Genomic DNA, 14,369 nt, shown 5'->3' with positions numbered 1-14,369 from the left:
CACCACTGTACAGCCAGACTGAATCCAGATGTAGGAACAATCGCTGGTGCTTCACAGTGGTTCGGGCCAGGATCGCACCATGACCAACACCACGGCCGATAGCCGCCAGACGCCGCCGCTCGCGCCGGGCAGTGTTGCGGCCATGAGCACCGCCACCGTCCAGGACGCCCCGGGCGCACCGCCGACCACGCACCGCCTCCTGGTCCCGGCCGCCGCCGCGGTCACCGTGGTGCTGTGGGGGTCGGCGTTCATCGGCATCCGGTCCGCCGGCTTCGACTACTCGCCGGGCGCCCTCGCCCTGGGCCGCATCCTCGTGGGCACGCTCGCGCTCACGGTGATCGCCGGGCTGGCCGGCAAGCTGCGGCTGCCCCGCGGCCGCACCCTGGTGGGGGTCGCCGTCTGGGGCGTGCTCTGGTTCGGCCTCTACAACCTCGCGCTCAACGCCGCGGAGCGCACGCTCGACGCCGGCACGGCCTCGCTCCTGGTGGGCCTCGCGCCGATCCTCATCGCGGTGTTCGCCGGGATCTCGCTCGGCGAGGGCTTCCCCGCGCGGCTCCTGGCGGGCATCGGCATCGCGTTCACGGGCGTGGCCGGTATCGCGCTGGCCACCTCCAGCGGGGCGTCCGACGTCGTCAGCGTGCTCCTCGGGCTGGCCGCCGCCGTCATCTACGCCGGGAGCACCATCCTGCAGAAGCGGCTGCTGCCCCAGGTCGACTCGCTGACCATGACCTGGCTGGGCTGCCTGGCCGGGACGATCGCCTGCCTGCCGTTCGCGCCGGTACTCCTGCGCGAGCTCGCCGCCGCCCCCGCGCCGGCCACCCTGAGCGTGGTCTACCTGGGCGTCTTCCCCACCGCGATCGCGTTCGTCACCTGGGGCTTCGCCCTCACCCGGACGACGGCGGGGCGCCTCGGCGCCGCCACCTACGCCGCCGCGCCCCTCGCGGTGCTGATGTCGTGGGCGCTGCTCGGCGAGGTCCCGACACCGGTCGCGCTGATCGGCGGCGCGCTGTGCCTGACGGGGGTCCTGGTGGCGACGCTCAGGCTCCGCTGAACCCCCTTGGTTTACCGATTGACCACGTAGGATGGCGCTCGAGATGAGCGCCCCATGACAGCACCCAGGACAACGCCCGGATCGCGGGGAAGCGGCCGTGTGACCATCAGTGACGTGGCCGCGCTCGCGGGCGTCTCGCCGGGGGCCGTCTCCAAGGTCTTCAACGGGAACGGCCGCATCTCGGAGGCCACGTCGGAGCGGATCCGCGAGGCGGCCCGCAAGCTCAACTGGCGCCCCAACGCCGCCGCCATCGCCCTGCGCACCGCGCGGTCGCAGGCGATCGGGCTGGTGCTGACCAGCGACAGCAAGGTGCCGGGTGTCGGCGCCGGGAACATGGACTTCATCTCCGGCATCGAGTCGCTGCTCAGCCCCCGGGAGTACGGGCTGCTGCTGAACGTCTTCATCACCGGGCAGCACGACGAGGACCACTTCTACCGCACGCTCGCCGAGCGCCAGCGCATGGACGGGATCATCCTGACCAACTCCCGGATCGGCGACACCCGGCCCGAGCTCATGTCCCGGCTCGGCCTCCCCGCGGTGCTCGTCGGGGCCCCGTGGACCCCCGGCGCCATCGAGTTCGTCGACGCCGACCCGCCGAGCGCCGGCATCGCGGAGACCGTGGACCACCTCGTGTCCCTGGGTCACGAGCGTGTCGCGTTCATCAGCGGGCCCCGGCACTTCGTGCTGCCGGAGCTGCGCCGCGAGGCCTTCGTCCAACGCCTGGCGCACCACGGGCTGCGGCCGCACGCCGTGGTCCCGGTCGAGTACTCGCCGGCACGCGCCGCGGAGGAGACCTCCGCCCTGCTGGCCGGACCGGTGCGGCCGACGGCGATCCTGTACGGCACCGACACCATGGCGATCGCCGGGATGCGGACGATCCAGGCGGCGGGCCTCCGGGTGCCGGACGACCTCTCGGTGGTGGGTTTCGAGGGCCTCACGCTCGGCGAGTGGGTGGACCCGCCACTCACCACGGTCCAGCGGTTCGCCTTCCAGCGCGGACGCGCGGCCGCGGCCAAGGTGCTGACGCTGCTCGGCGAGACGGTCGACGAGCCGGTCCCGCTGGAGCGGCCCACCCTGATCGTCCGCGGGTCGACAGGCCCCTGCCACCCCTGACCACGCACCTGCGGACCATGCACCTGCTGCCAGGACGACGCGCGTCCCGGCAGCGGGTGCATGGTCTCGGGCGGGAGCCCCCTGGGGCTACCAGGTCAGCCGGACGGCGGCCAGCTCCTCGACCGGCGGCAGCGCCACCTCGAGGCGCCCGGCGGACGCCGTCACCTCGGCCCGCGCCCAGTCCTCGCCGACCAGCACCTCCACCCGAACCCCGGCCCCTTCCCCTGCACCGTCCCCGGCCACGTCGCGCGGCACCGGCGCCCCGGCCAGCGCCGCGACCCGGTCGAGGTCGACCACGACCCGCACGCCGTCCAGCGGGACGACCACCCGGCGCTGCCCGCGCATCATCATCGGGTCGGTCAGGTTGGCGGCCAGCACGGTGAACGAGCGGTCGCCGGCCCACGTCGCGACGTCGAGCACACCCGGGCCACGCACCTCGACCGCCCGCCCGCCGTCCAGCCCGCGGCGCACGAGGTTGTCCAGCAGCGTCAGGTGGTCGGCCTGGAGCGCCTGCCAGTACAGCTCGGTGACGTTGAAGCCGACGACGTCGGCCCGGCCCGCGCCGACCGCGCCGCCGAGGACCGCCGGGTCCGTCGCGACCGACCTCGGGTAGACCTCCTCCATCGGCAGGTCCGGGTGGTCCGGCACGAAGCGCCACGAGACGTCGACGCCGCCCGCGCCGTCCGGAAGGCCGCCGGCATCCGCCGGCACGCCGAACCGGACCAGCCGGGTGCCGCCGACGACCCGGCGGGCGTCGCCGAACCCGTCCTGGAGGGCCCCGCCCGGCTCGCGCTGCACATAGTTGTTGCGCACGATCCCGCCGCGCCGCTCGACGACGTCGACCCCGAGCAGCTCCCGGACCAGGGGCCCGCGGCCCGCGACGTCGGGCCCGCCGCCGGTGAGCAGCAGCGCACCGCCAGCCTCGGCGAACGACCGCAGGGCGTCCGCCGCCGCGGCCTCGAGGGTGGGCACCTCGGGCAGGACGACGAGCCGGACGCCGGGGCGCGACAGCGCCGACAGCGACCCGGGCCCCACGTACTCGAACGGGACGCCCAGCTCGACCAGGGCCTGGTAGACGCCCGACGCCGCGTCCCGCACCGGCTGGGACGCCGCGCGCTCGTCGGCGTCCCACACGAGCGTCTCCGCCACGGGCCGCGCGCCGGCGAGCCCGCCGGACACCGCGCGGTGCAGCCCGAACGCCCGCTCCACGGCGGGGATCCACCGCGGGTCGTGGATCTTGGCGGCGAACTTGGTGAACCAGGGGAAGGCGCCGTGCACGAACCCGTCGACGATCCACCCGGTGGTCTCGACCGCCGCGTTGACCGAGTCCTTCCACCGGAAGTCGTGCGACTCCGGCCCCACGGAGGTGATGAGCCCGACCGGCTTGCCCGGGTGCAGCGCGCGCACCCGCTTGGCGTCCCGGCCGGCGGACCAGAGGGCCTCGCCGTCACCCCGGGCCTGGTGGTCCACCAGCAGGAACGGCACGGCCCGCGCGACCCGGGGCTCCAGGTCGGCGGCGGTGAACGAGCCGAGGTTCGGCACGAACCGCACGGCGGGCGCCACCTCCTGCACGGCCCGGTCCCAGTGCGCCACGAGGTCGCTGAGCCGCGAGCGCCGCCAGGCGCGGTAGGTCGCCCAGGCCTCGCCCCCGGCGGGGTCCTTCGAGGTGGGCAGCGGGCGCCCGGTCGCCGCCCGGTAGTCCGCCGCCGTCGTCGCGGTGTAGCCGGGGCCGTGCCCCTGCCACCGGTTCGCGAACAGCGCGTCGACGTCGTAGTCGCGCGCGATCTCGCGCAGCACCTCCGTCGTGAGCTCCCAGCTGTACCCGCCGAACGCATCGGTGAGGTAGATACCGGGCATCGCCCAGTGCTCCAGGAGCTCGCCGTCCTCCGTCCGCGCGATCCAGTCGGGCCGCTGCTCGACGACGTCCCGGTGTACCGCGTGCGGGTCCACGCGGGCCATGACCGCCATCCCGCGCGAGCGGGCCAGGTCGACCACCTCGCCGAGCAGGTCCCGGTCGCCGAGGTACGTGCTGCGGTGGTGCAGCGGCACCTTGGTCGGGTAGTACGCGACGTAGCCGCCGGCGCTGATGCAGACCGCCGTGGACGCGGTGCGTTCCATGACGTCGGCCCACTCGTCGAGGTCGAAGTCCAGCGGGTCGTTCTCCACGAAGGTGAGCTGGGTCCAGCGGTGGGTGCCGTCCAGTCCGGTGCGCGCAGCAGTCATTTGATTCCCGTCGTCGCGATGCCCTTGATGATGTAGCGCTGAGCGAAGACGAAGAACAGGACGATCGGCACCAGGGACAGCAGCGACATGGCGAACATCGTGCCGATGCCGCTCTGCGTCTCGGTGTCGACCAGCGACTTCAGCGCCACCGGGACCGTGTACAGCTCGGTCCGGGTCAGGTACAGCAACGGGCCGAAGTAGTCGTTCCACGTCCAGATGAAGGTGAAGATCGTGGTGGTGATGAGCGCGGGCTGCATCAGCGGCAGGATCACCGACCAGAAGATGCGGAACGGCCCGGCGCCGTCGATCATCGCGGCCTGGTCGAGCTCCCGCGGCAGGGACCGGATGAACTGCACCATGAGGAAGATGAACACGGCGTCCGTCGCCAGGAACTTGGGCAGCAGCAGCGGGATGTAGGTGTTGATCCAGCCCAGCTCCGCGAACAGGATGTACTGCGGGATCACGAGCACGTGGAACGGCAGCATGATCGTCATCAGCGTGAGCGCGAGGTAGAGCTTGCTCATCCTGAAGTTGAGCCGGGCCAGGGCGTAGGCCGTGAGCGAGCACGAGAACAGGTTGCCCAGCACGGACCCGACGCCGATCAGCAGCGAGTTGCCGAGGAACAGGCTGAACGGGGAACCGAGCGCGTCCCAGCCGTCGGCGTAGTTCTCCAGCGTGACCTCGCCGGGGAACAGCCCGGTCTGGGACAGGATGAGGTTGCTCGGCTTGAACGAGCTCACGAGCATCCACAGCAGCGGATAGGTCATGAGCAGCACGAACACGATGAGCACGGCGTGCCGCACGACGCGGCTCACGGCACCGCGGCTGCTGCCGCCGCGGGTCACGGTCGGGGTGGTGGCAGCCATCATTCGTCTCCGTAGTAGACCCAGCGCCGCGACACGATGAAGTTCGCGGCGGTGGCGGCGGCGATGACCAGGAGGAGCACCCACGCCATCGCGGACGCGTATCCCATGTCGAAGTTCACGAAGCCGCGCTGGTAGATGTAGAGGGTGTAGAAGAGCGTCGAGTCGAGCGGCCCGCCGCTCCCGCCGCTGACCACGTGCGCCTGCGTGAAGGCCTGGAACGCGCTGATCATCTGCAGGATCAGGTTGAGGAAGATGATCGGCGTGAGCAGCGGGATGGTGATCGACCAGAACCGCCGCACGCGGCCGGCGCCGTCGATCATGGCGGCCTCGTACAGCTCCTCGGGGATCTGCCGCAGCCCCGCCAGGAAGATCACCATCGGCGAGCCGAAGGTCCAGACGTTGAGCACCACCAGGGTGGACAGCGCCAGCGACGGGTCCTGCAGCCACGAGCCCAGCTCCAGGCCGAACCAGCCCAGGACGTGGTTGACCAGGCCGTTCTCGCCGAAGATCTGCCGCCACAGGATGGCGATGGCGACGCTTCCCCCGAGCAGGGACGGCAGGTAGAAGGCGCTGCGGTAGAGCGACAGCCCGCGCAGCCCCTTGTCGAGCACGACCGCCAGGAACAGCGCGAACCCGAGCTGCAGCGGCACCGACACGAGCACGTAGACGAGCGTCACGCGGACGGCGGCCCAGAACCGTTCGTCCCCCGCCATCCGCACGAAGTTGTCGAGCCCGATGAACTGCGGCGGGCTCAGCAGGTCGTAGTCGGTGAAGGCCAGCACCAGGGAGGCGACCAGCGGGCCGGCGGTCACGGCGACCATCCCGATCATCCACGGCAGCAGGAAGACGTGGGCCACCAGGCCCTGGCCCCGGGTGGCGCCCGACGCCTTGGCCCTGCCCCGCGGCGGTTTCGTCCCGGCCGCGCCGGGCGCCCCGCGCGCCCGGCGCCCGGTGTCCTTCGACGACGTGAGGGTCATCGTGCGCCCGCGATCTCGCCCTCGACGGCCTCGACGAAGGACGCGGCGGCGTCGGGCACGCTCTTCTGGCCGAGCGTGACCTCTTCGAGCTCGCGGATCAGGAGGTCACGCCAGCTCCCCGACCCGGCCGGCGCCTCGTACCGCGGGCGCTGCTCCGTCCCGGCGACCTCGCGGGTGATGGCGATGACCTTCTGCTCGTCGGGCGTCGCGTCGGGCTCGTACGCGTCGAGGAGGTCCGCGTTGGGCGGCGCCCCGGCCGACAGGCCGACCAGGCTCAGCAGCTCGGGCGAGTTGAGGTTGAAGCTCATCAGCGCGGCGGCCGCCTCGACCCGGTCGTCCGGCACGCCCGAGTACATGGCGAACCGGCTGTAGTAGGTGAAGTGGTAGCCGGCGGCGGCGTCCTCGGCGGCCGGCACGTCGCGCTGGTCGAACGAGTAGTCCGGGAAGGCCTGCGCGTCGTCGACGATGTGGTTGGAGTTCGCGAAGGTGAGCAGCACCTTGTCACCCACCTGGGCCCAGGACGGCTCGATGCCGTCCTGCTCGCTCACGGTCGTCGTCGCGCCCGCGAGCCGCAGCTTCTCCCACCAGTCGATCCAGGCGGCCACGCCGTCCACGCTCGCCCCGAGCGTGCCGTCCTCGGTCCACAGGTCCTCGCCGCGCTGGCGCAGGAACGACTCGAACGGCATGTCGTGGTACGGGCCGTACGTGGTGCCCTTGCGACCGCCGGCGTTGTTCTTCGAGTAGTCGACGAGCAGCTCGGCCAGGCCGTCCCAGGAGAGCTGGTCGGGCAGCGACACGCCGTCCTCCTCCTGGAACGTGGTGTTCCAGCGCACCACCGGGCTGAAGATCGACTTGGGCAGCGTGTTGAGCTCGCCGCCGAGCTTGAAGGTCTCGACCTGGTCCGCGCCGAACGCGGCGAGGTCCAGCCCGTCGATGCCGTCGAGGTCGCGGTACAGCCCCGCGTCGCGGTAGGTCAGGACGGCGGGCGACGGGATCCAGAAGACGTCGGGCACGTCGCGCGCCGCCATCTGCGTGGTCATGCGCTCCTGGTAGGCGTCGTAGTCGCCGAACTCCGGGGCGACCTTGATCTCGGGGTGCTCCGCGGTGAACGCGTCGAGCGCCGCCAGGTAGGCGCGCTGCCGGTCGGAGCCGCCCCACCAGGCGAACCGGACCGAGTCGCCCCCTCCGGAGGAGCCGGACGGGGAGCAGCCGGCGAGCGAGAGGGCGGCGACGGAGAGCGCCCCCATCCCCGTCCACGTGAGGAACGACCGGCGAGTGAGGTCTGACATGGTGTCCTTCTTTCAGTACGTCGTTGTACGGAGTCCTACGGACTTGCTGGTGCGCACGGAGCGCGGTCTCAGGGGCACGGCGTCAGGGCAGGCGCCCCACGTCGACGACGTTGCGCAGCGGACGCCGCGCGAGCCACCGGTCCAGGTTGTCGAGGAAGATCGCCGTGCCGCGGTCCGCGGTGGCGGGCGTCGTCGCCCCGTTGTGCGGGGTGACGATCGTGCGGGGCAGGTCCCACAGGGGTGAGTCCGGGGGCAGGGGTTCGGTGGTGTGGGCGTCCAGGCCCGCCCCGGCGATCAGTCCGTCGCGGACGGCGGCGACCAGGTCGGCCTCACGCACGATCCCGCCGCGCGAGACCACCACGAGGTGCCCGTCCGAGCCCAGCGCGCGCAGCGTCCGCAGGCCGATCGCCCCGGCCGTCTGGTCGGTGAGCGGCGCGGCCACGACCAGGAAGTCGCTGCCCGCGGCCAGCTCGTCCACCGCGTCCGGGGGCAGCATGCGGTCCACGGGGTCGCCGGGCTCCGCGGGCCGACGGCGGAGCGCCACCACGCGCATGCCGAACGCCCGTGCCCGCACCGCGAGCTCACGCCCGACGTTGCCGTAGCCGTAGATGCCCACGGTCCGCCCGGCGAGCTCGTCGTGCGTGAACCGCTCCCAGCGGTGCGCCCGCTGGGCGTCGCCCCAGCGCAGCGCCTGGCGGCTGAGCATCAGCATGAGCATGAGCGCCTGCTCGGCCAGGGGCACCGCCCCGTTCCCGGCCGACGACGTCACCGTCACCTCTCCCGACGCGTCCGGCCGCCCGGCCGGTCCCGTCGCGCGACGGCGCAGCGCCGGCCCGACGTCGGACTCGACACCCGCCGCCCACGAGTGCACCCAGGCCAGGTGCGGCATGGCCGCGACCTCGTCGTCGGTGAGCCGGCCGGCCGCCACGGTCGCGGCCCGCAGCGCGCCGGCGTCGTCCGCGGAGGCGACCACGAGGCCGGGGTGCGCGGCGCGCACCCGGTCCACGACCCGTTCGCCCTGGCCGCCCCGGACGACCACCACGTCGGTCATGACGGTCTCCCGTCGGTCGCCGGTGCGCCGTCGTCGATCACGACCACCTCGAGCTCGGCCACGGTGGCGACCCGCACGAGCAGGTCCTCGCCGTCGTCCACCACGGAGGCGGCGCCCGCCAGGGCCCGGGCCGGCCGCCCGGCCAGGCCAGCGGCGCGCACCGTGACGCGGTGCACCGGAAGCGTCGGGCCGTACCCGTTGCCGCGCTGGCCGGAGTGGTTGAGCAGGTGCACCACGAGGCCCGCCGCCGAGCGGCCGACGACGACCTCGACCTGCTCCGGGGCCTCGACCGTGACCGGCAGGCGCCGCTCGGGCCGGTCCAGGAGGCGCTCGACCACGAGGTCGACCGCCACGTCCCGGACCCGGGTCAGCCGGGTGTCCAGGTAGGCCGTGCCGGCGACCCAGGGCAGCTGGACCACGGTGCCCGCGCCGTGCCGGCGCTCGCCGCCCACGTGCTCGGTACCCGCCACGTGCCCGTACGCCTTCTCGGGCGGCCCGTAGGGCGCGCTCCTGATCAGGAGGTGCCTGCCGACGACGTCGGGCCGCCACGCGAGCCGGTGGTGCCGGCCGTGGCGCGGGACGAGCACGGCGCCCTCGACCGCTGTACCGGCCGCGTCGCCGGCCGAGCTGCCTGCCGGGTCCCCGGCGTGGCCCGGTCCGCCGTCGAGCCGCACGTAGCTCGACCTGAGTGCGTCCCGGTCGGCGGCCACCTCGACCACTCGCCGCCCGGGGAACCACTCGACCACGGAACCGTCGGGGCCGATCCCGCTCCGGCCGGTGGCCACGAGCGAGCCGCCGCCCCGGACGAACCGGTCGAGCGCGGCGACCGCGCCCGGTGACAGGGAGGGCAGGTCGGGCAGTACGAGCACCCGGAACCGCGCGTCGACGTCCCGCGTCTCCAGGGCGCCCACGGGCACCACGTCGAAGGGCACGTGCCGCTCGACCAGCCCGGTGAGCAGGCCGCGGTGCTCAGCCGTGCCGGTGCCGTACCGGCCGTCGTCGTCCAGGGGGTCGGGGCGCACGAGGCCCACCTCGGCCGCGGGCGCCAGCCCGGTGTACTCGCGCCGGTGGTCGCGGTGGAACCGCGTGACGGCCGCCGCGGCGGCGAGCCCGCCGTAGGCGATGCCTCCGGTGGGGCCCATGATGTAGGTCGACGGGTTGGCGCCGCGCGAGATCGCCTGCGCAAGGTACTGGCCGAGCATCTCGGGCTGCTCGTCGGCCAGCCGGTACGGCATGTCCCAGAACGCGACGGCGTTGACCAGGACCGGCTTCCCGGGCCGCGCCGAGCGCAGCGCGCTGACCGCCTCGCCCGTGGCGTACGGCCACAGCGTGCGACCGATCGCGTTGTTCGCCTCGTGGAACAGCACGTCGGCGGCGGTGCCGAGGATCAGCGCGGCGTCGGGACGGCGCGCGGCGATGTGCGCCCGCACCCGCGCCGTCAGCGCCTCGATGGTGGCGGCGGCGTAGCCGCGCCACTGCCGGTAACCCTCGTCGCCCGCCCGCTCGGGCAGCCGGGTCAGCCCGGTCCGTGACCGGAACCCGGCCACGCACGCGGCGCAGTGGCACACGCCGTGCACCCGCCCGGCGTAGTCCACCTCGTTGAAGCCGAACCAGTTGAAGAAGAACCCGTCCACGGCGTAGCGGTCGAGCACCTCGTCCACGACGTCGAAGAGCCGCTCCTGCTGGTACCCGGCGCTGGGGCAGACGCTGACCAGCCCCTCGAAGACCTGCCGCTCCCCCGACGGCGAGACGTAGAGCCACTCGGGGTGCGCGTCGGCGATCGCGGGGGCCACCTTGGAGAAGTCCATCCGGGCGAGCAGCCGGACGCCCCGGCGCCGGGCGGCCGCCAGCGCGTCGCCGACGAGGTCCCCGCCGGGCCGCGCGTCGAGGTGCGGGTTGCGCGTCTGGACGTCCAGCCCGGTCGGGTAGTGCGAGAGGATGCCGCCCACGTTGAGCAGCCAGACGTTCGCGCCGTGCCGCTCGACGTCGTCCAACGTGCGCTCGACGTCGAGCCCCGCGTCGATCTCGCGGAGGTTGGTCTGGAACACCTGGAACGGCTCGTCCCACCAGCCGGGGCGGACCTGTTCGCCGGTGCCGGGCTGCTGCGTGGTCAGGCTCATCGCGCCCCCGTCCCGTCCGTGGTGCCGTTGAGCTCGCGGGCCAGCGCCACCAGCGCCGAGTGGTCGCGGCCGCCGTCCCCACGCTGCACCAGCGACTGGACGAGCCGGCCGACCAGGGCGGTGACCGGGAGCACCGCCCCGCGGGCCCGCGCGGCGTCCTCGACGATGCCCAGGTCCTTGTGGTGCAGCTCCAGGCGGAAGCCCGGCGTGTAGTCCCCGGCCAGCACGCCGGCGGTCTTGCGGTCGATGACGGTGCTGCCGCCGAGCCCGCGCGCGATGACGGAGAGCGCCGTGGCGACGTCGGCGTCGTGCGCCTCCAGGAACACCACCGCCTCCGCGAGCGCCTGGAGGTGGGTGGCGACCACGAGCTGGTTGGCGGCCTTGACCACCTGTCCCCCGCCCGCCTCGCCGACCCGCACGACGGTGGTGCCCAGGGCGCCGAGCAGGTCCCGCCACCGCTCGGCCACGTCGGCGGGCCCGCCGACCATGATCGAGAGCGTGCCCTCGCGGGCCCCGGCCTCACCGCCGGAGACGGGGGCGTCGAGGACGCCGTGTCCCGCCTCCGCGAACCGGGCCGCGATCTCGCGGGCGGCCCCGGGCTCGATGGTGCTCAGGTCGATGTAGGCGCCCGACGGCGCGAGGTGCTCCAGCACGCCGTCCGGCCCGAGCGCGACGGCCCGGACGTCAGGGGTGTCGGGGAGCATCGTGAGCACGACGTCGGCGCCCTGGACCGCCTCGGCCACGCTCGCGACGACCGGCACCCCGAGCGCTGCGGCACTCGCCCGGCCCGCCGCTCCCCGGCTGAACGCCCGCACCTCGTGCCCGGCGCGGACGAGGTTGGCCGCCATCGGCCGCCCCATGACGCCCAGCCCGACAAAGCCCACGACTGCCATATGACCGAACTCCCTCGTTCGATGATCTATCGATTGATCAGTGCGATCTCACTTGCTTATCGACCCTGGCCTGAGGAAGGGTATTTCGATATACCTGTCACGGTCAATGCCCCAAGATCGGAGAGCTCGATGCCCAGGTTCGCCGCCAACGTCTCCCTCCTGTTCAGCGAGGTGCCGCTGTCCGAGCGGTTCGCTCGCGCCCGTGCCGCCGGGTTCGAGGCGGTGGAGTGCTGGTGGCCCTTCTCCGACCCCGACCCGGCGGGTGCGCAGGTGGACGCCTTCGTCGGGGGGCTGGGCGACGCGGGGGTGCGGCTGACCGGGATCAACCTGTTCGCCGGGGACATGCCGGGCGGGGAGCGCGGCATCGTCTCGCACCCTGGCCGGACCGAGGAGTTCGCCGCGAACCTCGCGGTGGTCCGGGCGATCGTCGAGGCGACCGGCTGCGCGTGCGCCAACGCGCTGTACGGGCAGCGCCTGCCGGGCGTCCAGGCCGAGGTCCAGGACGAGACGGCGACGCGCAACCTGCGCCGCGCGGCGGACGTGCTCGGCGAGGTCGGCGCGACCGTGCTGGTCGAGCCCCTGACGGACGGCGAGAACGGGGACTACCCCGTGCGGACCCTGGACGACGCGCTGGCCGTGGTCGACCGCGTGGGCGACGGCGCCGCCGTCCTCTTCGACGCCTACCACCTGCACAACAACGGCGCGGACGTGGTCGCGGACCTCGGTCGCGCGGCCGGCGCCGTCGGCCATGTACAGGTCGCCGACTCCCCCGGCCGCGGCGAGCCGGGTACGGGCACGATCGACTTCGCGGCCTTCTTCGCGACCCTGGACGCGACGGGCTACGCGGGCTGGGTCGGCTGCGAGTACCGCCCGACGACCCGGACGGAGCAGACCCTCACGTGGCTCCCCGCCCCCTGACCCCCCGCTCCCGTTGAGTGCTGGGTATTTGCGGTCCGACAACGTTTCGCACGCGCAAATACCCAGCACTCAACAAGTGGGGATCACGGGAGGGCGGCCGCCTTGGACTCCAGGACCGTTCGCTCCGCGGCGTTGCCGCAGAGCTCCGCCGCGCGGAGGTACTCGCCGCGGGCCTCGGCCGTGCGGCCGAGCCGCGACAGGAGCTCGCCCCGCACGCCGGGCAGGAGGTGCGACCCGGCGAGCACGCCCTGGTCGACCAGGCCGTCCACGACGCGCAGCCCCAGGTCGGGCCCGTGCGCCATGGCCACCGCCACGGCCCGGTTGAGGTCCACCACGGGCGACGGCGCGATGCGGCCCAGCGCCTCGTAGAGCAGCACGATCCGCTGCCAGTCCGTCTCCGGCACGGACGGGGCCACCGCGTGGCACTCGGCGATCGCGGCCTGCAGGGCGTAGCTGCCCATGCCCGCCGGGCCGACGCCGCGCCGCAGCGCCGCCCGGCCCCGGGTGATCGCGGCCCGGTCCCAGCGCCGCCGGTCCTGGTCCTCCAGGAGGATCGGCTCCCCCGAGGGGCCCGTCCGGGCCGGGAACCGGGCGGCGGTCAGCTCCAGCAGCGCGAGCAGGCCGAACGTCTCGGGCTCGGGGGCCAGCCGGGCCAGCACCCGGGTCAGGCGCACGGCCTCGCGCGCCAGGTCGTGCCGGATCCAGTCGTCGCCCGACGTCGCCGACGAGCCCTCCGTGAAGATCACATACAGCACGTTCCGCACCGACGAGAGCCGGGCGACCCGGTCCTCGCCGTCGGGCACCTCGAACGGGACCTGCGCCGCCGCGATCGTCTTCTTGGCGCGGGTGATGCGCGCCTGGACCGTCGCGACGGGCACGAGGAACGCGCGGGCGATCTCCTCGCTGGTCAGGCCGCCCACGACGCGCAGGGTCAGCGCGATGCGCGCCTCCCGCGACAGCACGGGGTGGCACGAGACGAACATCAGGGCGAGCACGTCGTCGTCGATCCGCCCGGGGTCGAGGAGGGCCGGCTCGGCGCCCGGGTCTCCTGCGCCGGCGCCGGTCCCGGGCGCCGTCGGACCGCCCACGACCGCCTCGCCCTCGGCCAGGCCGTGCGCGAGCGCGGCGTACCGCTCGTCCCGCCCGGCCCGACGCCGGTAGGCGTCGATCGCCCGGCGCCGCGCCGTCGCGATGAGCCACGCCGCGGGGTCGCGCGGCGTGCCGTCGCGCGGCCAGGAGACGAGCGCCGCGGCGAGCGCCTCCTGGGCCACGTCCTCGGCGAGCTCGAAGTCGCGGGTGTAGCGGGTGAGCGCGCCGACGATGCGCGCGGACTCGATCCGCCAGACCGCCTCGACGGCCCGCCGCGCGGCGTCGTCGTCCATCTCCTCGCCCTTCCTGCCGCTGCCCTGTCGGTCCCGGCTCAGCGCTGGCCGGTGGACTCGCGCCAGGCCTTCTCCTTCTGGATGTACTCGTTGTCCTCCGGGAACTGGTCGAGCTCGGTGACCTTGCGGATCTCCGCCTTGCTGCCAGGCCCGGCCAGCGGCGCGCGCTTGGCCCACTCGACGGCCTCCTCCTTCGAGGCGACCTCCAGGATCCAGAAGCCGTTGAACAGCTCCTTGGTCTCGCCGTACGGCCCGTCGGTCACGACGGGCGTCTCGGTGGAGTAGTCGACGACGACGGAGTCGGCGGCATCCTCGAGGCCCTCGCCGGCCACGAGCACGCCCGCCTTGATCATCTCCTCGTTGAACGCGCCCATGTCGTTCATGATCTTCTGGAAGTCCATGTTCTGGTAGGCGGTCACCGTCTCGTCGGTCGCTCGCATGATGAGCATGTACTTCGCCATGGCTTCTTCTCCTCCGTGGTTTTCC

General features: G+C 73.5%; 12 protein-coding genes. 3 read left to right on the top strand and 9 right to left on the bottom strand.

What is annotated here, in order from left to right:
* Nucleotides 1-79: 79 nt before the first annotated feature.
* Together ACH45N_RS23535 and ACH45N_RS23530 are read left to right on the top strand one after the other, a co-directional pair.
* Nucleotides 80-1,051, top strand: coding sequence for a DMT family transporter (locus ACH45N_RS23535; RefSeq protein WP_397398384.1), 972 nt, complete (start codon nucleotides 80-82; stop codon nucleotides 1,049-1,051).
* A gap of 99 nt (nucleotides 1,052-1,150) precedes the next feature.
* Nucleotides 1,151-2,164 carry a LacI family DNA-binding transcriptional regulator gene (locus tag ACH45N_RS23530; RefSeq protein ID WP_397398383.1) on the top strand — a complete coding sequence of 338 codons (1,014 nt, stop codon included), beginning with the start codon at nucleotides 1,151-1,153 and terminating at the stop codon, nucleotides 2,162-2,164.
* Between the two features lie 87 nt (nucleotides 2,165-2,251).
* On the opposite strand, the gene ACH45N_RS23525 is transcribed toward ACH45N_RS23530, so the two are convergent.
* The 7 genes from ACH45N_RS23525 to ACH45N_RS23495 all read right to left on the bottom strand — a co-directional run bounded on the left by ACH45N_RS23525 (nucleotide 2,252) and on the right by ACH45N_RS23495 (nucleotide 11,583).
* Complete coding sequence (locus ACH45N_RS23525) at nucleotides 2,252-4,387, bottom strand: family 10 glycosylhydrolase (protein ID WP_397398382.1); 2,136 nt, start codon at nucleotides 4,385-4,387, stop codon at nucleotides 2,252-2,254.
* Nucleotides 4,384-5,253 carry a carbohydrate ABC transporter permease gene (locus tag ACH45N_RS23520; protein ID WP_397398381.1) on the bottom strand — a complete coding sequence of 290 codons (870 nt, stop codon included), beginning with the start codon at nucleotides 5,251-5,253 and terminating at the stop codon, nucleotides 4,384-4,386. Before ACH45N_RS23520 ends, ACH45N_RS23525 begins: the two co-directional genes overlap by 4 nt.
* The gene (locus ACH45N_RS23515; protein WP_397398380.1) at nucleotides 5,253-6,230 is read right to left on the bottom strand and encodes a carbohydrate ABC transporter permease; all 978 of its coding nucleotides are present in this window, start codon (nucleotides 6,228-6,230) and stop codon (nucleotides 5,253-5,255) included. The genes ACH45N_RS23520 and ACH45N_RS23515 overlap by 1 nt, the downstream gene beginning before the upstream one ends.
* Nucleotides 6,227-7,519 (bottom strand): ABC transporter substrate-binding protein, encoded by a 1,293-nt coding sequence (locus ACH45N_RS23510; protein WP_397398379.1) that lies wholly within the window; start codon nucleotides 7,517-7,519, stop codon nucleotides 6,227-6,229. Before ACH45N_RS23510 ends, ACH45N_RS23515 begins: the two co-directional genes overlap by 4 nt.
* Before the next feature lie 82 nt (nucleotides 7,520-7,601).
* Entirely contained in the window at nucleotides 7,602-8,570 is a 969-nt protein-coding gene (locus ACH45N_RS23505; RefSeq protein ID WP_397398378.1) for a D-2-hydroxyacid dehydrogenase, read from the bottom strand.
* Nucleotides 8,567-10,690 (bottom strand): beta-galactosidase trimerization domain-containing protein, encoded by a 2,124-nt coding sequence (locus ACH45N_RS23500; protein ID WP_397398377.1) that lies wholly within the window; start codon nucleotides 10,688-10,690, stop codon nucleotides 8,567-8,569. Before ACH45N_RS23500 ends, ACH45N_RS23505 begins: the two co-directional genes overlap by 4 nt.
* Complete coding sequence (locus ACH45N_RS23495; protein ID WP_397398376.1) at nucleotides 10,687-11,583, bottom strand: NAD(P)-dependent oxidoreductase; 897 nt, start codon at nucleotides 11,581-11,583, stop codon at nucleotides 10,687-10,689. The genes ACH45N_RS23500 and ACH45N_RS23495 overlap by 4 nt, the downstream gene beginning before the upstream one ends.
* A 129-nt stretch (nucleotides 11,584-11,712) precedes the next feature.
* On the opposite strand from ACH45N_RS23495, the gene ACH45N_RS23490 reads away from it, so the two are divergent.
* A complete protein-coding gene (locus ACH45N_RS23490) occupies nucleotides 11,713-12,501 on the top strand; it encodes a hydroxypyruvate isomerase family protein (RefSeq protein WP_397398375.1) in 789 nt (262 codons plus the stop codon).
* 83 nt (nucleotides 12,502-12,584) lie between these two features.
* On the opposite strand, the gene ACH45N_RS23485 is transcribed toward ACH45N_RS23490, so the two are convergent.
* The gene (locus tag ACH45N_RS23485; protein WP_397398374.1) at nucleotides 12,585-13,883 is read right to left on the bottom strand and encodes an RNA polymerase sigma factor; all 1,299 of its coding nucleotides are present in this window, start codon (nucleotides 13,881-13,883) and stop codon (nucleotides 12,585-12,587) included.
* 38 nt (nucleotides 13,884-13,921) lie between these two features.
* Nucleotides 13,922-14,344, bottom strand: a complete 423-nt coding sequence (locus tag ACH45N_RS23480) for a YciI family protein (protein ID WP_397398373.1) — start codon at nucleotides 14,342-14,344, stop codon at nucleotides 13,922-13,924.
* Nucleotides 14,345-14,369 lie beyond the last annotated feature (25 nt).

Source organism: Promicromonospora sp. NPDC019610 (assembly GCF_044389365.1).
Lineage (GTDB): Bacteria > Actinomycetota > Actinomycetes > Actinomycetales > Cellulomonadaceae > Promicromonospora.
Note: the sequence above shows the minus strand (reverse complement) of the source record. Positions and strands in the feature narration are given on the sequence as shown.

Coding starts and splice junctions, on each gene's coding strand:
- ACH45N_RS23535 (WP_397398384.1), top strand. CDS start 80: ATGACCAACACCACGGCCGATAGCCGCCAGACGCCGCCGCTCGCGCCG.
- ACH45N_RS23525 (WP_397398382.1), bottom strand. CDS start 4,387: ATGACTGCTGCGCGCACCGGACTGGACGGCACCCACCGCTGGACCCAG.
- ACH45N_RS23520 (WP_397398381.1), bottom strand. CDS start 5,253: ATGGCTGCCACCACCCCGACCGTGACCCGCGGCGGCAGCAGCCGCGGT.
- ACH45N_RS23515 (WP_397398380.1), bottom strand. CDS start 6,230: ATGACCCTCACGTCGTCGAAGGACACCGGGCGCCGGGCGCGCGGGGCG.
- ACH45N_RS23510 (WP_397398379.1), bottom strand. CDS start 7,519: ATGTCAGACCTCACTCGCCGGTCGTTCCTCACGTGGACGGGGATGGGG.
- ACH45N_RS23505 (WP_397398378.1), bottom strand. CDS start 8,570: ATGACCGACGTGGTGGTCGTCCGGGGCGGCCAGGGCGAACGGGTCGTG.
- ACH45N_RS23500 (WP_397398377.1), bottom strand. CDS start 10,690: ATGAGCCTGACCACGCAGCAGCCCGGCACCGGCGAACAGGTCCGCCCC.
- ACH45N_RS23495 (WP_397398376.1), bottom strand. CDS start 11,583: ATGGCAGTCGTGGGCTTTGTCGGGCTGGGCGTCATGGGGCGGCCGATG.
- ACH45N_RS23490 (WP_397398375.1), top strand. CDS start 11,713: ATGCCCAGGTTCGCCGCCAACGTCTCCCTCCTGTTCAGCGAGGTGCCG.
- ACH45N_RS23485 (WP_397398374.1), bottom strand. CDS start 13,883: ATGGACGACGACGCCGCGCGGCGGGCCGTCGAGGCGGTCTGGCGGATC.
- ACH45N_RS23480 (WP_397398373.1), bottom strand. CDS start 14,344: ATGGCGAAGTACATGCTCATCATGCGAGCGACCGACGAGACGGTGACC.